Below are 17855 nucleotides of genomic sequence, written 5' to 3'. Positions count from 1 at the left end.
GTCAAAACACAAGGAAAACACATGCTGACACCCGGAAATCTGGTTCCTGCGCTGAAAATTGAAACTGTCGCCCATGGCAGTTTCGACCTCGAGACCAACAAGGGCGAAAACGGAACGCTGGTGATTCAATATCGCGGATCGCATTGCCCGATCTGCATCAGGCAGATGACCGAGGCCGAGGCGGCGCTGGACGATTTCGCGGCGCTGGGTGTCGAGGTTATCATGATCACCACCGATACTGCCGAACGTGCCGCTGAAACCGCAGCAAAAGCCAATGTTTCCCGCCTGCGTGTAGGCCACAGCCTGCCCCTGTCTGAGGCACGGGAGGGTTGGGGGCTGAACATCTCGACCAGGCGCGAAGGCAGTGCCGAACCAGACCTGTTCGCAGAGCCCGGACATTTTTACATCGCACCTGACCGGACGCTTTATTTTGGGTGGCAGCAGACCACGCCTTTTGGACGTCCGTCGATGTCGGATATCGCGGGTGGTCTGAAGTTCACTTTGGGCAATAACTACCCGGCGCGCGGAACGTATACGGGCCCACTTTGATCCTCAGAGGCTGGCTTTGAGCCCTTCTGCCAGCAAATCCCAGACCCTGCGGATACGTGGGGTCTGGCGCATGGCCTGCGGCGCAGCCAACCACACGGGCAGAACCGGGATTTCAACATCCAGCGGCAAGATTTCGACATCCGGGTCGGCTTCGGCCATCTGGACCTGACTGAAGCCAATGCCGCATCCCGCGCGGATCAGTTCCCAATAGGCGCTTTGCAGATCGCAGCGGGTCGCAAAACTGTTGCGGCTTGCGGGCCATCCTTTTTCGCGCATGGCCTTGATGATTTCCTGATTGGCGTCAAACCCCACAAGGTCGTGGGAAAAAAGTTCCTCGGGTGTCTTGGGGCGTCCCTTACGGTCGAGATAGGTCGTGGCCGCGCAGAAGCATAACGGCACCTCACCCAGATAACGCGAAATGATATCCATTTGCGCGGGGCGATACATGCGAACGGCAATATCTGCCTCGCGGTATAACAGGTTTTCCGTGGTATCGGTGGCGACCAGCTCAAGTTGAATGGCGGGTTCCTGCCTTCGGATATTCGCCAGAATCGGAGGCAGCAGATGATGCGACGCGAAGACCGAAGCGGTGATGCGGACCGAGCCTTCAAGCTGCTGCGACTGCCCTGCGGCGGCAAGGCTGAAGGCAGTCATGGCGCTGTGCATTTGCTGCGCCATCGGCAAGAGCTGGGAACCTGCCACGCTTAGTTTCAGGCCGCGCGCGTGGCGGTCGAACAAGGATACGCCCAGTTCGGTCTCAAGGCTTTGTACTTGCCGCCCCAATGTGGGTTGGCTGCGATCAAGGTGCCGTGCAGCGGCAGACAGGGATCCTGTTTCGGCCACGGCCAGAAAGCTTTGGATCAGAGACCAATCCGCATGTGTCAGTGCTTTATCCATTCATAATTGAATACACATTCTACATTTCCCGGCAATTCCATACGTGCATTGAATGGATAGATTGGTCTGAAACAGGAGGCATCAATGACACAAACTGCTCTGATACTCGGCGCGTCGGGCCGGTTTGGGCGCAATGCTGCAAAGGCGTTTCGGAATGCGGGTTGGAACGTGCAGACATTCCGTCGCGGGTCCGGTTCTCTTTCCCTGGCGGCAAAAGGGGCGGATGTAATCGTAAACGGGTGGAACCCGCTCTATCCTGATTGGTTGCGTGAAATGCCCGACCTGACCAGACGTGTGATAGACGCCGCGTCCGAGACCGGAGCCACCGTACTGGTTCCCGGAAACGTCTATGTTTTTGGAGCGGGCACGCAAGGCCCATGGTCCGGGATTACACCGCACTTGGCCACCAATCCGCTTGGCCGTATCCGGATCGAGATGGAGGAGGCGTATCGCGCTTCAACCGTCAGAACGATCCTTCTGCGAGCAGGCGATTTCATTGACACTGAGGCATCTGGAAACTGGTTCGATCAGGTCATGATCAAGCATCTGTCGCGCAATCAATTCGTGTATCCCGGAGATCCAGAAGCTCTGCACGCCTGGGCCTATCTGCCTGATCTGGCCCAAGCTGCCGTAGCGCTATGTGAAATCCGAAAGGATCTGCCGCGGTTCTGCGATGTTCCTTTTGCTGGCTACACCCTGACCGGAGCTGAGATCGCGCAGTCTCTGACGAGAGTGACCGGACGGGACATATCCGTGAAGCCGATGCAATGGTGGCCATTGCAGCTGGCGCGACCATTCTGGCGCGTGTCCTCACACCTGATTGAAATGCGGTACCTGTGGCAGGTGCCACATCAGTTGGACGGATCGTACCTGACCGAGTTGCTGGGTTCTGTGCATCAGACAGATCTGGATGATGCATTGCGTTCTGCGATCTCACCCACCCTTGTGGCTTTGCCCTATGCGAACGGAGAGTCGGTCACGCCTTAGGGCAGGGTGACGTCAATCCAGACCAATCGGTGCCTGCTGGCGCGCAGGGCGGATTCGTATAGCTTGGTGCCTTCTTCCGGCCACGTTACACCGGCATCCGAAATGCGCAGGTCGGCCGACGGCAACACATAATCCACGCGCATTTCACCCGTGGCCTTCCACGCGACCGTTGAGGTCGAACCTGACGGGTCTTTAGGCAGCGGGTCTTGCAAACGCGGATGGGCCAGAAGGGACTGAATGGCCTGTTTACGGCCCTCTCCACGCGTTGGGTCAAGGTTGGCATCGCCGGCGATTACGAAGGGACCTTCGGGAACTGGCCCCAGTTCACCGTTCAGTAAAACGGACCAGAGCCGGATCTCATCCTGGTTGCGCAATCCGTTTCGATCCTCGGGCCCATCGAAAACGGGTGGCGCCGCATGAAAGGTCATGAGATTGAGCCGCCCATAAGGGGTTTCGATCGGTACAACCCAATGTGCGGTCGAAGACAGGCGTTGTATCTGATGTGCCGCGTCAGACGGGAAGGGGTGCCCGTTTACGCCGGGCAGGGTGGCGCCCGGTAAACTCCGCCACAACAGCTCGGAATAATCCTGAACCTCAGCGGTGATGATTTCGTATCGCGACAACACCGCCAGCCCACCTTGACCTGTGAACTGCCCCCAGCCTTGGGCGTCGCCGGGGCCTTGGGTCTTGCCATCACCGTCCAGATCAAGCGAGGTTTCCAGCCCGGCATTGGGTTGTGCGGCAAGGTAATATCCGTAATCAAGCCCCGCGTTGCGCAGTTTCCTGGTCAGGGCGATTACAGCAGTATTGTTTAGGTCCCAGTCGATACCCTGAAGGGCGATTATGTCAGGGCGTGCCGATGCAATAACGTCAACAACGGCCAGAACCTGCGCGTCATCGCGTTGAATGTCGCGAAGCAGTAGGCCAGGACCTTTTTCGCTGAGCCCGGTATTATAGGTGGCGATACGCACGACCTCTGCCTGTGCCGCAAAGGGCAGCAATAGCAGACATAGGGTGCGGATCATGCGGCCTGTGTTGACTCGCTGGTCGAATAAGCGCGGCGTTTTTCCATGATCAAGCCCGCGATCCTAAGGGTCGCCATGCCGCGCATGATCATGCTGGCGGGCAGGAAGGCCCATGCGCTCATGGTCCAGATCAAGGTCTGTGGGTTCCCGAGAGAGATCGGGGCGATCACACTGCTCATCAACTTGATTATCGCCGGAATGAGGAATGGCAGCAGAATGCCGATACAGATGTTCAGGCGGCCATCCCGTTGAAGGCGCGTAACGACATCGCCCCCTTTGGTAGGGTCAAACAGCGGCAGGTTTGTCCAAACATTGAAGGCGCCATTCCCGGTTGGCCAACCCCGAACCCTGACCGCATAGGCAAAGCTGACAATCGTGACCAATGCCGCGACATAAGCTACGCTGGCCGTGATGCGGACCAGTTCAATCAAGGCGTGGCTGGCATCCGGGGGCAACATCAACACGATGAGGCGCACCGGAGAATAGGGGAAGTCCACCACATTTGCGACAGCCAAACCAACCGAATAAGAGAATGTGGTCAACTGCGTTGGTTCAAAGGCGTTTTTGCAGATCAGCGTTAGAAAGGTGACCATCGACATCAGGCCGACAAACCGAAGGCGATTGACCGGGGGCGCGTCGCGGAATTCGATAAAGCTGGGAAAGGCAGAATTGTATTCGGCAAAGGTCAGGATAAACGCGAGGATCGCGAGAAAGACCAGAATCTCGGTCCCGTTCGTAGATGAGACAGGCAGGTACAACGCAGGTGTCAGCACCATAAGTGCAACAAGTATACCGCGTATCGCCGCCCCTGTTGTGCGCGCAATCACTATCCGAACCCTTTTTCAAACCGGATCAGCCGATCTTTGTCGACTTGTTTCCAACTTGTGCCCGTCGCTTCGTCTGACGTTGACGGATGCCTCTTCAGCGTCAACATGAACGATAAGCGGCATTTTGCTCAAGCCGAGGTGCAGAAAACACGGGATTTCGGGCAAAAAGATGGCGCAACTGGTGCGGTATTGCATCATTTTCGACGCAAATCCGACGTGTATCTCAAATTGATACCCACATGTTGTGGTTTTCGAAAAATCAACCCCAAGAATGCGAGCGGGGCCGCCTTGGCGACCCCGTCAGGTTGAGTATCCACAGATTCGTCCCCAGAATCACACCCAGGGGCGGGCCTGACTGGCGTGATCCTCGAACTTGTCGATGTGATGATCTTTTTCCATCGTCAGCCCGATATCATCCAGACCATTAAGCAGGCAGTGCTTGCGGTGAGGATCGATTTCGAAATCGATCACGACGCCGTCCGATGTGGTGATCTGCTGGTCTTCCAGATGTACGGTCATGCGGGCGTTTTCGCCTTTATGCGCATCATCCATCAGGATCGCGTGGTGTTCTGCCCCGACAACAATCGGCAGAATGCCGTTCTTGAAACAGTTGTTGAAGAAGATGTCGGCAAAACTGGTCGAGATCACGACCTTGATGCCGAAATCCTTGATCGCCCAGGGCGCGTGTTCGCGTGAGGACCCACAGCCGAAATTGTCGCCAGCAACCAGAATCTCGGCCTCGCGATAGGCGGGCTTGTTCAGGACGAATTCTTCATTCTCCTGACCGTCATCGTGATAGCGCATCTCGTCGAACAGAACGACACCCAGGCCCGACCGTTTGATGGTTTTCAGGTGCACTTTCGGGATGATCATATCGGTGTCGATATTGATCAGCGGCATTGGGGCGGCCACCCCGTGGACTTTTTCAAACTTATCCATGTTCACACTCCTGCGGGAGAGGGCCGCGCCCAGACCCCGCGTTAAGCTTGTTTCGTTTCTTTTGGTGCGTCCTTGACGAAGAACGCCATGAAGACAAGGCCGAGCCCGTTAAAGATCATCTCGATCCCCAGCAGGATGCCCAGCAATTGCAGCAGCACTGAAGGGTCCATTGCAGCAAAGCGCCAGATCAGGATCGCCAGGACAATCGACATGATGCCCGAGACCAGCGTCGCCCAGAAATACTGTGTTCCGCGCATCTGGAACGACAGGATCACGCGGGCAATGCCGCCAGCCATGAACAGGATCAGGCAGACGGTTGCCAGCGTCAGCGTTCCTTGCAGTGGGTGATCCAGAAAGGACCAGCCCAGAAACAGCATCACGACACCCATGATAAGTGACAGTATCTTGTTGCCGGTCCCTTCAACTGTGAAGCCGCCAACAACCTGCAATGCGCCCGAAATCAACAGCAATACACCTGTGACCACCGTCACGGTAATTGATGCCACGACCGGTGCGCCCAGCACAAAGATGCCGAACACGATGGACAGAAGTCCAAGCAATAGCCATTTTGTCCAGTCACTCATGTCTTCAATCCCTCAAATATCCAGTTATGAGGGTATCTTACATCATTTCACGAACGTCTGTCAGCCGTCCTGTGATTGCCGCTGCGGCGGCCATTGCCGGGCTCAGCAGGTGGGTACGCCCGCCCCGGCCCTGACGGCCTTCGAAGTTGCGGTTCGAAGTCGCGGCGCAGCGTTCACCCGGTTTCAACTGGTCGGGATTCATCGCCAGGCACATCGAACATCCTGCCAGACGCCATTCGAAACCGGCTTCTTTGAAGATATCCGCCAGACCTTCTTCTTCGGCCTGCGCGCGGACGAGGCCCGAGCCCGGAACGACCATGGCGCGCATGCCGTCCTTGATCTTTTTGCCTTTCAGAATCTCGGCGGCGGCTCGCAGGTCCTCGATCCGGCCGTTGGTGCACGAGCCGATAAAGACGGTGTCGATCTCAACTTCGCTCAGCTTCTGGCCGGCTTTAAGCCCCATGTATTCGATGGAGCGGCGGGCTGCATCGACTTTGCCGCCTTCGAAATCCTCTGGGTTCGGTACGGTTGAGGTGATCGGCAGAACGTCCTCGGGGCTAGTGCCCCAGGTCACGACCGGCGCGATGTCTTCGCCGCGCAGAGTGATGACCTTGTCGAAATGCGCGTCTTCGTCGGTGTAAAGCGTTTTCCACCATGTCAGAGCCGCTTCCCACTGCGCCCCTTTCGGCGCGTGCGGGCGGCCTTTGACATATTCGAACGTTGTTTCATCCGGCGCGATCAGACCGGCACGAGCCCCGCCTTCAATCGCCATGTTGCAGACGGTCATGCGTCCTTCCATCGACAGATCACGGATTGCTTCGCCGCAATACTCGATGACATAGCCGGTACCGCCAGCGGTGCCGGTCTCACCGATCACAGCCAGAGTGATGTCCTTGGCGGTCACGCCCGGTTGCAACTTGCCGGTGATTTCCACCTTCATGTTCTTGGACTTCTTCTGGATCAGCGTTTGCGTTGCCAGAACATGCTCAACCTCGGACGTACCGATGCCGTGGGCCAGCGCGCCGAATGCACCGTGGGTCGCTGTGTGGCTGTCGCCGCAGACAACGGTCATACCCGGCAGGGTCCAACCCTGTTCCGGGCCAACGATGTGGACAATGCCCTGGCGCACGTCATTCACCGGGTAGTAGTGAATGCCGAAATCCTTGGCGTTCTTGTCCAGCGCCTCGACCTGAATGCGTGATTCCGGGTTTTCGATCCCATTCACGCGGTCCGGTGTGGTCGGCACGTTGTGGTCCGGTACAGCGATGGTTTTTTCCGGCGCGCGCACTTTACGGCCTGCCATGCGCAGCCCTTCAAATGCCTGCGGGCTGGTGACTTCGTGCACCAAATGGCGGTCGATATAAAGCAGGCAGGTTCCATCATCGGCTTCGTGCGCGACATGGGCATCCCAGATCTTGTCATAGAGTGTCTTGGGGGACATCGGTCCTCTCCCGTATGTAATGAGAAATAGCTGGCGAGTTTGCTCAGGCGACGGATAGGCGCGCCAGAACCGTGCGGGCAGCGCCAAAGAACCGTTCACGCAAGCGCGCGCGATCTTCCAGATTCTGAAGTTGGGCCACATTGAGTCTCATGCGGTTCAGATATACCGCGCCCTTCCGGCAATCAAGGTTCAAAACCAGTGTCAGGCTTGCATCGCCCTGCATTGCTGTCCAAGCTGGCCCCGCAGGAGACGTGCATGAACCAAGACCTGATCCCAAGTACGCTGACCGACCTCTATAACAACATGGTTGCGGCTTTTTCCGCGCAATTCGAGAGGCTGCTTGATCTGATCGTCACGCCGGGCTGGCGACAATATCAACTGCTCATCATCCTGTTGCTGTGGGCGCTGGCTTTGCTGCTGAAATTCCTGACCCAGTCTAGATGGGATGCCTGGGCTCGTTCACGCACGGGATGGCCGAAATGGCGGCTGCGGGTTCTGGTACAGCTGATGCGGCGGTTGGCGCTGGTCTACTTCATCCTGCTTTCGTGGGCATTGTATCTGACCATGCAGCAACTCACCTGGCCGTCGCGCAGCTATATCATCGGGGTGATAGCCACATTGGCGGCGGCATGGCTGGCGATAGCACTGGTCGCCAGACTGGTCCAAAACCGCACGCTTCGCAGGATATTCAAATGGGCAATGTGGATCTACGCAACGCTTGTCGCGCTGAATCTGACGGATGATGTCGCGGGTTTTCTTGACGGTGTCGCGATTTCCATCGGGGACCTGCATATTTCGGCTCTTGGGATTCTCAAGGCCACATTGCTGATTGGCATCCTGCTGACACTGGCCCGTATCGGCACGCGCGCAGCCGAACGCGCATTGCAAAGCAATGACGACATAACTCCGTCCATGCAGGTGCTGCTGTCAAAAGGCATACAGGTTCTGCTTTACGGAGCAGTCTTTATGGCTTCGATCCGAACGTTGGGGTTCGATCTGACCGGTATCGCGCTTTTGTCCGGCGCTATCGGCGTGGGTATCGGGTTCGGTCTGCAAAAAGTGGTGTCGAACCTGATATCGGGGATCATCATCCTCATGGACCGCTCGATCAAGCCGGGCGATGTGATCTCGTTGGGGGATACGTTCGGTTGGATCAATGCGCTTGGCGCGCGATACGTGTCTGTCGTAACGCGGGACGGGCGCGAGTACCTGATACCAAACGAAGATCTGATTACCAACCAGGTGGTGAACTGGTCGCATTCTGACCGGTTCGTGAGATTGGATCTGGATTTTGGTACCAGCTATGACGACGATCCGCATAAAGTGCGCGCAACCGCAATCAGGGCGGTAAAGGCGGTTGCCCGGGTCCTGAGCGGCGGCAAACATGAACCGGTTTGCCACATCACCGGATTTGGTGACAGCAGCGTGGATTATGTGCTGAGGTTCTGGATCAGCGACCCGACAAAGGGGTTGACCAATATTAGGGGCAATGTCTATCTGGCTCTTTGGGACGCATTCAAGGAAGAAGGTATCTCGATCCCCTTCCCACAGCGCGAGATCCGGTTGCTGCCGGACGGCGCAACTGCGCAACAGATCATCACAGAGTAAGCGTCTGTGTACGCCCTGCAGCGTGCATTCATTGAAATGTTGCATTCCCCTTGCTACCTTATTAGTACCCCGGCGCCGGGGTTTCGCGGCGCGCAACAAAGGAGGACTATGTCCTGTCTCTACATACACAGGCGGGTTTGCCCGCCGATGATGGGGTCAACATAATGGCCCACTCTCAGTCAATCAGCGACAAGCTGCTTGAACGAATCCTTTCCTCACTTTCCGATGACAAGGCCGAAGACGTCGTGCAGATCAACCTGCAGGGCAAGTCATCGGTTGCGGATCACATGGTGATTGCCTCGGGTCGGTCGACCCGTCAGGTGTCGGCCATGGCGGAAAAGCTGACGGATCGCATCAAGCAGGAATTCGGTTTCACCTCGAAGGTCGAAGGCAAGGATACCGGCGACTGGGTGCTGATCGATACGGGCGACGTCATCGTCCATATCTTCCGCCCCGAAGTGCGTGAATTCTATCAGCTGGAAAAGATGTGGCTGCCTCAGGGCGGCAGCGCCTCGGCGAACTGAGGCGCTATCCCGGCCTGCATTAACAGGCCGGAGGCGAGAGAGATATGCGTATCAGCATAGTTGCGGTCGGGCGATTGCGCGCCGGACCCGAGAAGACACTGCTTGACGATTACCTGACCCGATTTGACCGGACCGGCCGTGCGCTGGGCCTTGGGCCTGCGCAGGTGATCGAGGTTGAAGACAAGAAAAACGCAGGCATGGCGGCCGAGGCCGCGCTGCTGCGTAAGGCCCTGCCCAAAGGGGCGGTGTTGTGCACGCTTGATGAACGGGGGCGTGTCATGTCCTCGCCCGATTTCGCGAAGAAGCTGGGTGATTGGCGCGATGCCGGTCGGCAGGATCTGGCATTTGTGATCGGTGGTGCGGATGGAATTGACCCAGTTCTGCGGGCCGAGGCGGATTTTTCCATTTCATTCGGGTCGATGGTCTGGCCCCATATGCTGGCCCGTGTGATGCTGGCCGAGCAACTTTACCGGGCCGCGACCATTCTGTCAGGTGGCCCCTATCACCGGGTCTGACATGGCGCAGCTTCTGATCGTTTATCACTCCCGCACAGGCGGTGCCCGGCAGATGGCCGAAGCGGCGGCCGAAGCGACGCGAGGTGAGGCTGACACAAAGCTTATGCCAGCCGATCAAGCCGGGCCGGAAGATCTGTTGGCCTCCGATGGCTACATCTTTTGCGCGCCAGAAAATTTGGCGGCAATTTCGGGTTTGATGAAGGAATTCTTTGACCGCTGCTACTACCCGGTGCTGGGAAAGCTAGAAGGCCGACCCTATGCGCAGATGATTTGCGCAGGATCGGATGGCGAGAATGCCGCCCGTCAGATCGCACGGATAGCCACCGGTTGGCGATTGAAAGCTGTTCAGCCTCCGCTGATCATCTGTACTCATGCGCAAACGCCCGAGGCCATTTTGGCCGAAAAGACAATCCCGCAAGACCAACTGGATCAATGCCGCGAGACAGGAGCCGCTTTGAGTGCCGGTCTGGCCATGGGTATTTTCTGAGGGTCAATCCAGTTTGACCACTGTGGTGCCTTCATTCCATCCATCGACGATGCACCGCGCCTGAATTTGCACCTGGGGCATGCCATCGGGAATGACCACCCCGCCCAGAGAGCGGGTAAAGGGTTGTTCGGTTTCGTGAGGATGGAGCAGGACGCGCATTCCCAACTCGTTTCCATCCATATCCAGAACACGCCAGCCGTCGGCGTAATGATCCCAACCCGTATCGGGATGCCGGATCGTCACATCGAACCGCCATGTATCACTGTTTGCACTGGTGAGGACCTGTTCGATTGTTGGCGGGTCGGCAAGGGCAGGGCTGGCCAGTAAGGCGAAGAGAATCAAGTATCGCATCGCACCAGTGTAACCAGTGGGATAGCGCATCGGTATCACGTATCCGTGCTAGCGGCTCGGGCCATCAGTATTTCCCGGGAGTGTGAGGCGAACTCGCGCCGATACAAGACGCCAAACGTGACCGCTGTACCCAAAATGAGCGCGACAGGTCCAAGAAACCATGCCAACGACGCCAGTGCAAAATAGGTTGCGCGCAGACCGCGGTTGAAGCTGCGCGCGGCGGTGACACAGATCTCAGCCGCCTGACCGGCGCGGGGATAGGTTTGCGGGTCTTCGGGGTCATTGGGAACTGCAGCCATCAACACGGCGCAGTATCCGAAAAGGCGGTGCGCCCAGACATATTTCAGAAATGCGTTGGCCAGCAGCAATACGACGAAAAGGATTTTGATCTCCCAGACCATTGCCGGGACACTGCCGATGGCGAGGTCGATTGCGACGCCTGCCAGCCTTTCGGTGTTGCCCAGCAAGGCCAGCCCGCCCCCGATGGCAATCATCGTGGTCGACGCGAAGAATGTACTGCCCTGCCGCATGGCCGCCACGACTTGCGCGTCGAACATGCGCGGTTGGCGGGTCACCATCTCGCGCATCCAGTCGCGCCGGTAATCGTCCATCATAAGGGCTACGGATTGCCTCTGCGGTGATGGATGTTCGATTTTCCACCCGATCCACAGCCACGCAACCAGCAGCAAAAGCAATGATGCGTAGTCTAGAGGGGCAAAAAGAGCGGCACGTTCGATCCAGGTCATGGCCGCGACAGTAAGGCCGGGCATGGGAACTTGCCAGTGCGATAAATTGGTAATATAATTTTACCAAAAGGAGGAATGCCATGGAGATGCCAAAGCCAAGCCCGGATGTTCTGAGCCGGAAATCTGCGCTTGTTGCGCGGCTGTCGCGGGTTCTGCCCGAAGATGCGATCATCCATGACCCCTCCGAAACCCGCGCTTACGAGTGTGACGCTTTGACGGCCTATAAATGCCCGCCAATGCTGGCCGTGCTGCCGTCAAGCACACAGCAGGTTTCGGATGTTCTGCGCATTTGTCATGACGAAAACGTGCCTGTGGTGCCGCGCGGGGCGGGAACTTCACTGGCCGGTGGAGCCTTGCCGACGGCGGATTGCGTCATTCTGGGCGTCGCACGGATGAATGAGGTGTTGGAAATCGACTATGACAACCGCTTCATCAAAGTAAAGACGGGTCGCACCAATCTAAGCGTTACCGGTGCGGTCGAGGAAAAGGATTTCTTCTACGCCCCCGATCCGTCTTCACAGCTGGCCTGTGCCATTGCTGGCAATATCGCGATGAACTCGGGCGGAGCGCATTGCCTCAAATATGGGGTAACAACAAACAACCTGTTGGGCGTGACCATGGTCATGATGGACGGCAGCGTTGTCGAAATCGGTGGTGCGCATCTGGATGCACCAGGTCTGGACCTGTTAGGCGTCATCTGTGGGTCCGAAGGTCAACTGGGTGTGGTGACCGAGGCCACGCTGCGTATTCTTCGCAAGCCCGAGGGCGCACGACCGGTCCTGATGGGTTTCAATGACAATGAGGTTGCGGGGCAGTGTGTCTCGGACATCATCCAATCGGGCATATTGCCGGTCGCGATCGAGTTCATGGATACATTGTGCATCAGGGCCTGCGAAAACTTTGCCCATGCCGGGTATCCCGATTGCAACGCGCTGCTGATCGTCGAAGTGGAGGGGTCTGACGCTGAAATAGATTTTCAGCTTTCGAAAATCATCGAGATAGCGAAACGCCATGACCCGGTTGAATTGCGCGAAAGCCAGACGGCCGAGGAAAGCGCCAAGATCTGGTTGGGTCGGAAATCTGCATTCGGTGCCATGGGACAATTGAACGATTACATGTGTCTGGATGGCACGATCCCGGTGTCAGCCCTACCAACCGTTCTGCGTCGTATCGGAGAATTGAGTGAGGAGTTTGGGTTGCCGGTCGGAAATGTGTTCCACGCGGGCGACGGAAATATGCATCCGCTGATCTTGTTCGATGCCAACAAACCCGGCGATCTGGAAAAATGCGAAGCTTTTGGGGCAGAGATTCTGAAGCTGTGTGTTGACGAGGGCGGCTGTCTGACTGGGGAACATGGTGTGGGGATCGAAAAGCGGGATCTGATGTCTCATCAATATTCACCTGCCGACCTTGAGGCGCAGATGGCGGTTAAGGACGTTTTCGATCCCAAATGGCTGCTGAACGCGGCCAAAGTGTTTCCGCTCGACGTGTCGGAGCCGCGGCGTATGGCTGCAGAATAAGGGGGCGCTGCCCCCTTGCCCCCGGAGTATTTTGGAAAAGATGAAGCCGATGAGACCTGAGACTGAGGCCGATCTGGCAAAGCTGGTGGCCGGGTTAGAAAACCCTGTACGCGTTGTCGGTGGCGGGACGCGTGGAATTGCCAGCCCGTATGCGGAAATCGAAACCGGAGCTTTGCGCGGTATTACGCTATATGAACCCGGGGCGCTGACCCTTGTTGCAGGGGCAGGGACGCCCTTGGCCGAGATCACGGCGGCGCTGGAAGCAGAGGGCCAGCACCTGGCGTTTGAGCCGATGGATCATCGCGGATTGCTGGGAACACAGGGTGAACCGACCATTGGCGGCGTTGTCGCCGCCAATATTTCGGGCCCGCGACGGATTCAGGCCGGAGCCTGCCGGGATTTTCTGCTGGGGGTACGCTATGTCGATGGGCGCGGGCAGGTGATCAAGAACGGTGGCCGCGTGATGAAGAACGTCACCGGGTACGATCTGGTCAAATTGATGGGCGGGTCGTGGGGTACTTTAGGAGTTTTGACCGAAGTTTCGCTGAAGGTGCTTCCAAAACCGGAACGGGTGGCAACATTATCTGTTGGGGTCCGGGATGCTGGAACTGCGGTTCGGGTTCTGTCCGCCGCACTGAGATCGCCGTTCGAAGTAACGGGGGCCGCGTATGATCCTCACGCCGGGAAAGCCCTGCTTAGGGTCGAAGGCTTCACGGACGCGGTCGCATATCGCACAGGCAGGTTGGCGGCTGAACTGTCCCGGTTTGGAGAGATTTCAGAGGAAGCGGATGCAGACACGCTTTGGGCTGATATCCGCGATGCTCATCCGTTTCAGGGGCAGGACGGGGATGTCTGGCGGCTTTCAGTAAAACCCGGAGATGCGGCCGAAGTTTCAGCGCGTGCCGAAGCGGATCAGTTGCTTTTTGACTGGGGCGGCGGGCTTGTCTGGCTGCGCGTCCCGAAAGGTACGGATCTGCGCGCGCGTCTAGGTGTGTTTTCCGGCCACGCGACACTTGTACGAGCGGATGCAGAAACAGTCGCGCGACTGGGGCGTTTTCAACCGGAGAACGCGGCCGTCTCGAGCCTGACAAAGGGGTTGCGCGCTAAGTTTGACCCACGTGGATTGTTTAATCCGGGGCTGATGGGATAGGTTTATGCAGACATCATTCTCAGAACGGCAGCTGCAAGACCCGGCAACCAAGCGCGCGAACGAAATTCTGCGAAATTGCGTCCATTGCGGATTCTGCACGGCGACTTGTCCGACCTATCAGGTTCTTGGCGACGAGTTGGACAGTCCGCGCGGGCGCATCTATCTGATCAAGGATATGCTCGAAAACGAGCGGCAGCCCGACGAAAAGACGGTCAAGCATATCGACCGGTGCCTGTCCTGCCTGGCTTGCATGACCACTTGCCCATCAGGTGTGCACTATATGCATCTGGTCGATCACGCGCGTGAATATATAGAGGCGAATTACAAACGCCCCTTGGCGGATCGTATTTTGCGTTGGGTCCTGGCACAGATCCTGCCCTATCCGATGCGCTTTCGCTGGGCGCTGATCGGGGCGAAACTGGGTCGCCCGTTCCGGTTTTTGATGCCAGATGCCCGTTTGCGTGCCATGCTGGACATGGCGCCCAAGAACATTCCGCCGGTCAGCCGTAACGATGACCCTCAAAGCTTTGCGCCCGAAGGCGAGCGGAAAATGCGGGTGGCCCTGATGACGGGCTGCGCTCAGAAAGCGCTGAATACTGACATTAATGACGCCACGATCCGTCTGCTGACCCGGCTGGGATGTGAGGTTGTGGTGGCTGAGGGTGCTGGATGTTGTGGAGCGCTGACCCATCACATGGGCAAGGTGAAAGACAGCCACGCAGCCGCAATCGCCAATATCAGGGCCTGGATTCGCGAGATGGACGGCGACGGATTGGACGCCATCGTGATCAACACCTCGGGCTGTGGGACGACGGTCAAGGATTACGGGCATATATTCCGGAACGACGCGCTCTCGGTCGATGCTGCGCGGGTCTCGGGTATCGCGATGGATATCAGTGAGCTGGTTATGAAGCTGAGTCTACCCGAAGGGCGTGATCAGGACCTTACAGTTGCGTATCACGCAGCCTGTTCGCTGCAGCATGGGCAGAAGATCAAGACCTATCCCAAAGACCTGCTGAAACGTGCTGGGTTCAAAGTGGTCGAGCCCGCCGACAGCCATTTGTGCTGCGGTAGCGCAGGGACTTACAACCTGATGCAGCCGGAAATCTCGGGTCAGTTGAAGCAGCGTAAAATCAGGACACTTGAAGTCAAGAAACCTGATATCATCGCAGCAGGCAATATCGGTTGCATGATGCAAATCGGGTCCGGCACCCAAGTGCCAGTCGTTCATACGGTCGAGTTGCTGGATTGGGCAACAGGGGGGCCGAAACCACCCGCGTTGCAGGGGGCAGGAGGTTCTGTTCCAATTTTGCGATAAGCCACTCTGATGCCGCCCCGCATCATTTCCTCAGGAAATTCACCTGAACACCGATCGCCCTATTTTTGCCCAACGTGACACGTAGGACAAAAGCTTCAGAGTGAGTCCCCGGAGACCCGAGTGCGCAAATGGATTAAGGCGATTGTTCTTTGTGCTTTGCCGATGGCGGCTACAGCACAGGACACCAGGCTGGAAAGCCTGGAGACCTCGGATTCCGGGCGCGAATGGATGGCTGTCGGGCGTCTGGATATTGCCGGAAAAGGGTTTTGCACCGGAACGCTTGTGTCGCCGACCCTTGTGCTGACAGCGGCGCACTGCCTGTTCGACAAGGTGTCCGGGCAGCGGGTGAACCCGTCCGATATCGAATTTCTGGCCGGGTGGCGGCTGGGCCGCGCTTTGGCTTATCGAACGGCAAGACAAGCTGTAATTCACCCGGATTATCAATTCAGTGCCGAGTCGTCGACGGACCGTGTCGGCGCGGATGTCGCCCTGATCGAGCTTTGGCAGCCGATCCGCAACACATCGGTCATTCCGTTTGAATCAGGAGATCAGCCGCGCCGGGGTGCGGAAGTAGGCGTGGTGTCTTATGCACATGACCGGTCAGAAGCGCCATCGTTGCAACAGGTTTGTTCGGTCATGAACCGGCAGGCAGGCGTTATGATCATGTCCTGCGACGTCGACTTCGGATCTTCAGGAGCACCGGTTTTTTCCTTTACAGGCGCACGCCCTCAGATCGTGTCGGTTGTGGCGGCAAAGGCCAGCATGGATGGCCAGAGCGTTGCGATCGGGACTGCGGTTGAACATACGCTGCAATTGCTGCGCGACGAGCTGTCTGCCGGGCACGGATTTGGATTGTCGACCTCCGGTTCAGGGACGGGCAAGAACGTCGGTGCAAGGTTTATCCGGCCATGACCAAGGTCTTTCTAAGTCTGCTTTTGGGCCTGAGTGTTCTGGCGACCGCATCCCATGCGCAAGCCAACAAACGCAAGCTGACAGACCGGGACGACCTTTATGGTTGGGAAGCAATCGGGCGGCTGGATGTGCGCGAAGAGTCCTATTGCACAGGTACGCTGATCGCGCAGGACATGGTGCTGACCGCTGCCCATTGTGCTGTGGACCGCCGTACCGGGGAAACATACGCACCCGAAGACATCACGTTTCGTGCGGGTCTGAGCAACGGCAGCGCGTTGGCCGAGCGTCAGATTACGCAAATTGCCGTTCTGCCCGGCTACGCTTCAAATAACCCGCTTTCGCACGAAAGCGTTCGGATGGATGTCGCCCTGATGCGGCTGAATGAGCCCATCCCGTATTCGATTGCCGATCCTTTCGTGTTGCACAGCGGGCGAGTTTCGGGAAACGAGATCAGCGTAGCCTCGTATGGGCGCGGACGATCCGAGGCGATCACGCGGGAAAGGTCATGCCGCGTATTGGATCGCAGGCAGGGCCTGATCACTTTTGATTGCGACGTCACCTTTGGGTCTTCCGGATCCGCCATTCTGGCAAAAAACGGTTCGCGTTGGCAGGTTTTGTCCGTGGTTTCAGCGGTAGGCACGAACGGTCGCAGAAAGGTGGGGTTCGGCATGGAGCTTGACGAGATAGTGGCCGAACTCAAGTCTATCATGCGGCGCGATGCGCCAAAACCAACGGCTACGATCCGCCGGTTACAGGCTGGGTCCGGCACGTCCGGGTCTGGTGCGAAATTCATCAGCTCCGGCGGGGGTTGAACTCGGTCAAATCGCTTCCCATGTCACTGATATCGGATCGCCACAACGGGGTCCGTCATCAACATTGGTCCGTCCAGCCGGAGGGCCAGATCGTGAATCGCTCAAGACTGAGGATATGACACATGCGTACGTTTGATTTTGCACCGCTGCACCGCGCCACCATTGGCTTTGACCAGATCGCCGACATGATGGATCGCGTTCTGACCAATGATGTGGCACAGCCAAGCTATCCGCCCTACAACATCGAAAAAACCGATGTCGACACGTACCGTATCTCGGTGGCCGTCGCCGGTTTTTCGGAAAGCGACCTGTCCGTTGAAGTGAAAGAAAACTCGCTGGTTGTTGCCGGTAAGAAGGCATCCGAGGACAAGAGCCGCAGCTATCTGCATCGCGGCATCGCAACCCGCGCGTTCGAGCGTCGTTTTGCGCTGGCCGATCACGTCCGTGTCACCGGCGCAAGCCATGAAAACGGAATGCTGAACATCGACCTGAAGCGCGAAGTGCCCGAGGCCCTGAAACCGCGCCGGGTCGAAATTACCTCGGCCAAAGCCATCGAAAAAGATGTGGTTGACGCCAAGGCCGTGAACTGAGGCTTTGAAAGCCTAGCGGCAGTCTCCTCCTCCCGGACTGCCGCAACACCCGCGCCCCGCGTTCCTCCAGACG

At 57.6% G+C, this 17855-nt stretch carries 21 protein-coding genes; 12 read left to right on the top strand and 9 right to left on the bottom strand.

Annotated features, from left to right (window positions below):
- The first annotated feature begins 21 nt into the window (after positions 1–21).
- Complete coding sequence (locus ACR0LL_RS12970) at positions 22–549, top strand: redoxin domain-containing protein (protein WP_480587328.1); 528 nt, start codon at positions 22–24, stop codon at positions 547–549.
- Positions 550–552: 3 nt separating this feature from the next.
- Here the strand turns inward: ACR0LL_RS12970 and ACR0LL_RS12965 are convergent, their stop codons facing one another.
- Complete coding sequence (locus tag ACR0LL_RS12965) at positions 553–1446, bottom strand: LysR family transcriptional regulator (protein WP_480587326.1); 894 nt, start codon at positions 1444–1446, stop codon at positions 553–555.
- 84 nt (positions 1447–1530) lie between these two features.
- On the opposite strand from ACR0LL_RS12965, the gene ACR0LL_RS12960 reads away from it, so the two are divergent.
- Positions 1531–2433 carry a Rossmann-fold NAD(P)-binding domain-containing protein gene (locus tag ACR0LL_RS12960; RefSeq protein ID WP_480587323.1) on the top strand — a complete coding sequence of 301 codons (903 nt, stop codon included), beginning with the start codon at positions 1531–1533 and terminating at the stop codon, positions 2431–2433.
- Here ACR0LL_RS12960 and ACR0LL_RS12955 read toward each other — a convergent pair.
- From ACR0LL_RS12955 to ACR0LL_RS12930, 6 genes are all read right to left on the bottom strand, one after another.
- A complete protein-coding gene (locus tag ACR0LL_RS12955; RefSeq protein ID WP_480587320.1) occupies positions 2430–3458 on the bottom strand; it encodes an endonuclease/exonuclease/phosphatase family protein in 1029 nt (342 codons plus the stop codon). The genes ACR0LL_RS12960 and ACR0LL_RS12955 overlap by 4 nt on opposite strands.
- Entirely contained in the window at positions 3455–4285 is an 831-nt protein-coding gene (locus ACR0LL_RS12950) for a hypothetical protein (RefSeq protein ID WP_480483884.1), read from the bottom strand. Before ACR0LL_RS12950 ends, ACR0LL_RS12955 begins: the two co-directional genes overlap by 4 nt.
- A 333-nt stretch (positions 4286–4618) precedes the next feature.
- Positions 4619–5224, bottom strand: coding sequence for a 3-isopropylmalate dehydratase small subunit (leuD, locus tag ACR0LL_RS12945; protein WP_480483885.1), 606 nt, complete (start codon positions 5222–5224; stop codon positions 4619–4621).
- Positions 5225–5265: 41 nt separating this feature from the next.
- Positions 5266–5808, bottom strand: coding sequence for an HdeD family acid-resistance protein (locus ACR0LL_RS12940; RefSeq protein ID WP_209507240.1), 543 nt, complete (start codon positions 5806–5808; stop codon positions 5266–5268).
- A 37-nt stretch (positions 5809–5845) separates the two neighbouring features.
- A complete protein-coding gene (gene leuC / locus ACR0LL_RS12935) occupies positions 5846–7249 on the bottom strand; it encodes a 3-isopropylmalate dehydratase large subunit (RefSeq protein ID WP_480587317.1) in 1404 nt (467 codons plus the stop codon).
- Between the two features lie 43 nt (positions 7250–7292).
- Positions 7293–7388: an isopropylmalate isomerase gene (locus ACR0LL_RS12930; RefSeq protein ID WP_245220657.1), complete on the bottom strand. Its 96-nt coding sequence runs from the start codon at positions 7386–7388 to the stop codon at positions 7293–7295.
- A 116-nt stretch (positions 7389–7504) separates the two neighbouring features.
- Here ACR0LL_RS12930 and ACR0LL_RS12925 point away from each other — a divergent pair, with 116 nt between their 5' ends.
- The 4 genes from ACR0LL_RS12925 (at position 7505) to ACR0LL_RS12910 (ending at position 10383) form a co-directional block, all read left to right on the top strand.
- Complete coding sequence (locus ACR0LL_RS12925) at positions 7505–8857, top strand: mechanosensitive ion channel family protein (RefSeq protein ID WP_480587315.1); 1353 nt, start codon at positions 7505–7507, stop codon at positions 8855–8857.
- Positions 8858–9021: 164 nt separating this feature from the next.
- Positions 9022–9381 carry a ribosome silencing factor gene (rsfS, locus tag ACR0LL_RS12920; protein ID WP_209599225.1) on the top strand — a complete coding sequence of 120 codons (360 nt, stop codon included), beginning with the start codon at positions 9022–9024 and terminating at the stop codon, positions 9379–9381.
- Positions 9382–9425: 44 nt separating this feature from the next.
- Positions 9426–9896, top strand: a complete 471-nt coding sequence (gene rlmH, locus ACR0LL_RS12915) for a 23S rRNA (pseudouridine(1915)-N(3))-methyltransferase RlmH (protein WP_480587312.1) — start codon at positions 9426–9428, stop codon at positions 9894–9896.
- A 1-nt stretch (position 9897) separates the two neighbouring features.
- Positions 9898–10383: a flavodoxin family protein gene (locus tag ACR0LL_RS12910; protein ID WP_480587310.1), complete on the top strand. Its 486-nt coding sequence runs from the start codon at positions 9898–9900 to the stop codon at positions 10381–10383.
- Positions 10384–10386: 3 nt separating this feature from the next.
- Here the strand turns inward: ACR0LL_RS12910 and ACR0LL_RS12905 are convergent, their stop codons facing one another.
- Both ACR0LL_RS12905 and ACR0LL_RS12900 read right to left on the bottom strand, forming a co-directional pair.
- Positions 10387–10734, bottom strand: a complete 348-nt coding sequence (locus ACR0LL_RS12905; protein ID WP_480587440.1) for a hypothetical protein — start codon at positions 10732–10734, stop codon at positions 10387–10389.
- Between the two features lie 35 nt (positions 10735–10769).
- Positions 10770–11480, bottom strand: a complete 711-nt coding sequence (locus tag ACR0LL_RS12900) for a DUF599 domain-containing protein (protein WP_480587437.1) — start codon at positions 11478–11480, stop codon at positions 10770–10772.
- An 80-nt stretch (positions 11481–11560) separates the two neighbouring features.
- On the opposite strand from ACR0LL_RS12900, the gene ACR0LL_RS12895 reads away from it, so the two are divergent.
- The 6 genes from ACR0LL_RS12895 to ACR0LL_RS12870 all read left to right on the top strand — a co-directional run bounded on the left by ACR0LL_RS12895 (position 11561) and on the right by ACR0LL_RS12870 (position 17782).
- On the top strand, positions 11561–13000 hold the full coding sequence (locus tag ACR0LL_RS12895) for an FAD-linked oxidase C-terminal domain-containing protein (RefSeq protein ID WP_480587307.1): 1440 nt from the start codon (positions 11561–11563) through the stop codon (positions 12998–13000).
- Positions 13001–13049: 49 nt separating this feature from the next.
- Positions 13050–14150, top strand: coding sequence for an FAD-binding protein (locus ACR0LL_RS12890; protein ID WP_480587304.1), 1101 nt, complete (start codon positions 13050–13052; stop codon positions 14148–14150).
- Between the two features lie 4 nt (positions 14151–14154).
- The gene (gene glcF / locus ACR0LL_RS12885; protein WP_480587302.1) at positions 14155–15468 is read left to right on the top strand and encodes a glycolate oxidase subunit GlcF; all 1314 of its coding nucleotides are present in this window, start codon (positions 14155–14157) and stop codon (positions 15466–15468) included.
- A gap of 120 nt (positions 15469–15588) precedes the next feature.
- Positions 15589–16380: a trypsin-like serine peptidase gene (locus tag ACR0LL_RS12880; RefSeq protein WP_480587299.1), complete on the top strand. Its 792-nt coding sequence runs from the start codon at positions 15589–15591 to the stop codon at positions 16378–16380.
- Complete coding sequence (locus ACR0LL_RS12875) at positions 16377–17192, top strand: trypsin-like serine peptidase (RefSeq protein WP_480587296.1); 816 nt, start codon at positions 16377–16379, stop codon at positions 17190–17192. Before ACR0LL_RS12880 ends, ACR0LL_RS12875 begins: the two co-directional genes overlap by 4 nt.
- Before the next feature lie 122 nt (positions 17193–17314).
- Complete coding sequence (locus ACR0LL_RS12870) at positions 17315–17782, top strand: Hsp20 family protein (protein ID WP_480587294.1); 468 nt, start codon at positions 17315–17317, stop codon at positions 17780–17782.
- Positions 17783–17855 lie beyond the last annotated feature (73 nt).

Source organism: Ruegeria sp. AI2 (assembly GCF_056541275.1).
Note: the sequence above shows the minus strand (reverse complement) of the source record. Positions and strands in the feature narration are given on the sequence as shown.

What these genes read in the sequence shown, in the direction of transcription:
- ACR0LL_RS12965 (WP_480587326.1), bottom strand. Translation starts at nt 1,446, where the DNA reads ATGGATAAAGCACTGACACATGCGGATTGGTCTCTGATCCAAAGCTTT.
- ACR0LL_RS12970 (WP_480587328.1), top strand. Translation starts at nt 22, where the DNA reads ATGCTGACACCCGGAAATCTGGTTCCTGCGCTGAAAATTGAAACTGTC.
- ACR0LL_RS12960 (WP_480587323.1), top strand. Translation starts at nt 1,531, where the DNA reads ATGACACAAACTGCTCTGATACTCGGCGCGTCGGGCCGGTTTGGGCGC.
- ACR0LL_RS12875 (WP_480587296.1), top strand. Translation starts at nt 16,377, where the DNA reads ATGACCAAGGTCTTTCTAAGTCTGCTTTTGGGCCTGAGTGTTCTGGCG.
- ACR0LL_RS12910 (WP_480587310.1), top strand. Translation starts at nt 9,898, where the DNA reads ATGGCGCAGCTTCTGATCGTTTATCACTCCCGCACAGGCGGTGCCCGG.
- leuC (WP_480587317.1), bottom strand. Translation starts at nt 7,249, where the DNA reads ATGTCCCCCAAGACACTCTATGACAAGATCTGGGATGCCCATGTCGCG.
- ACR0LL_RS12870 (WP_480587294.1), top strand. Translation starts at nt 17,315, where the DNA reads ATGCGTACGTTTGATTTTGCACCGCTGCACCGCGCCACCATTGGCTTT.
- rlmH (WP_480587312.1), top strand. Translation starts at nt 9,426, where the DNA reads ATGCGTATCAGCATAGTTGCGGTCGGGCGATTGCGCGCCGGACCCGAG.
- ACR0LL_RS12905 (WP_480587440.1), bottom strand. Translation starts at nt 10,734, where the DNA reads ATGCGATACTTGATTCTCTTCGCCTTACTGGCCAGCCCTGCCCTTGCC.
- ACR0LL_RS12940 (WP_209507240.1), bottom strand. Translation starts at nt 5,808, where the DNA reads ATGAGTGACTGGACAAAATGGCTATTGCTTGGACTTCTGTCCATCGTG.
- leuD (WP_480483885.1), bottom strand. Translation starts at nt 5,224, where the DNA reads ATGGATAAGTTTGAAAAAGTCCACGGGGTGGCCGCCCCAATGCCGCTG.
- ACR0LL_RS12955 (WP_480587320.1), bottom strand. Translation starts at nt 3,458, where the DNA reads ATGATCCGCACCCTATGTCTGCTATTGCTGCCCTTTGCGGCACAGGCA.
- ACR0LL_RS12895 (WP_480587307.1), top strand. Translation starts at nt 11,561, where the DNA reads ATGGAGATGCCAAAGCCAAGCCCGGATGTTCTGAGCCGGAAATCTGCG.
- glcF (WP_480587302.1), top strand. Translation starts at nt 14,155, where the DNA reads ATGCAGACATCATTCTCAGAACGGCAGCTGCAAGACCCGGCAACCAAG.
- ACR0LL_RS12925 (WP_480587315.1), top strand. Translation starts at nt 7,505, where the DNA reads ATGAACCAAGACCTGATCCCAAGTACGCTGACCGACCTCTATAACAAC.
- ACR0LL_RS12890 (WP_480587304.1), top strand. Translation starts at nt 13,050, where the DNA reads ATGAGACCTGAGACTGAGGCCGATCTGGCAAAGCTGGTGGCCGGGTTA.
- rsfS (WP_209599225.1), top strand. Translation starts at nt 9,022, where the DNA reads ATGGCCCACTCTCAGTCAATCAGCGACAAGCTGCTTGAACGAATCCTT.
- ACR0LL_RS12900 (WP_480587437.1), bottom strand. Translation starts at nt 11,480, where the DNA reads ATGACCTGGATCGAACGTGCCGCTCTTTTTGCCCCTCTAGACTACGCA.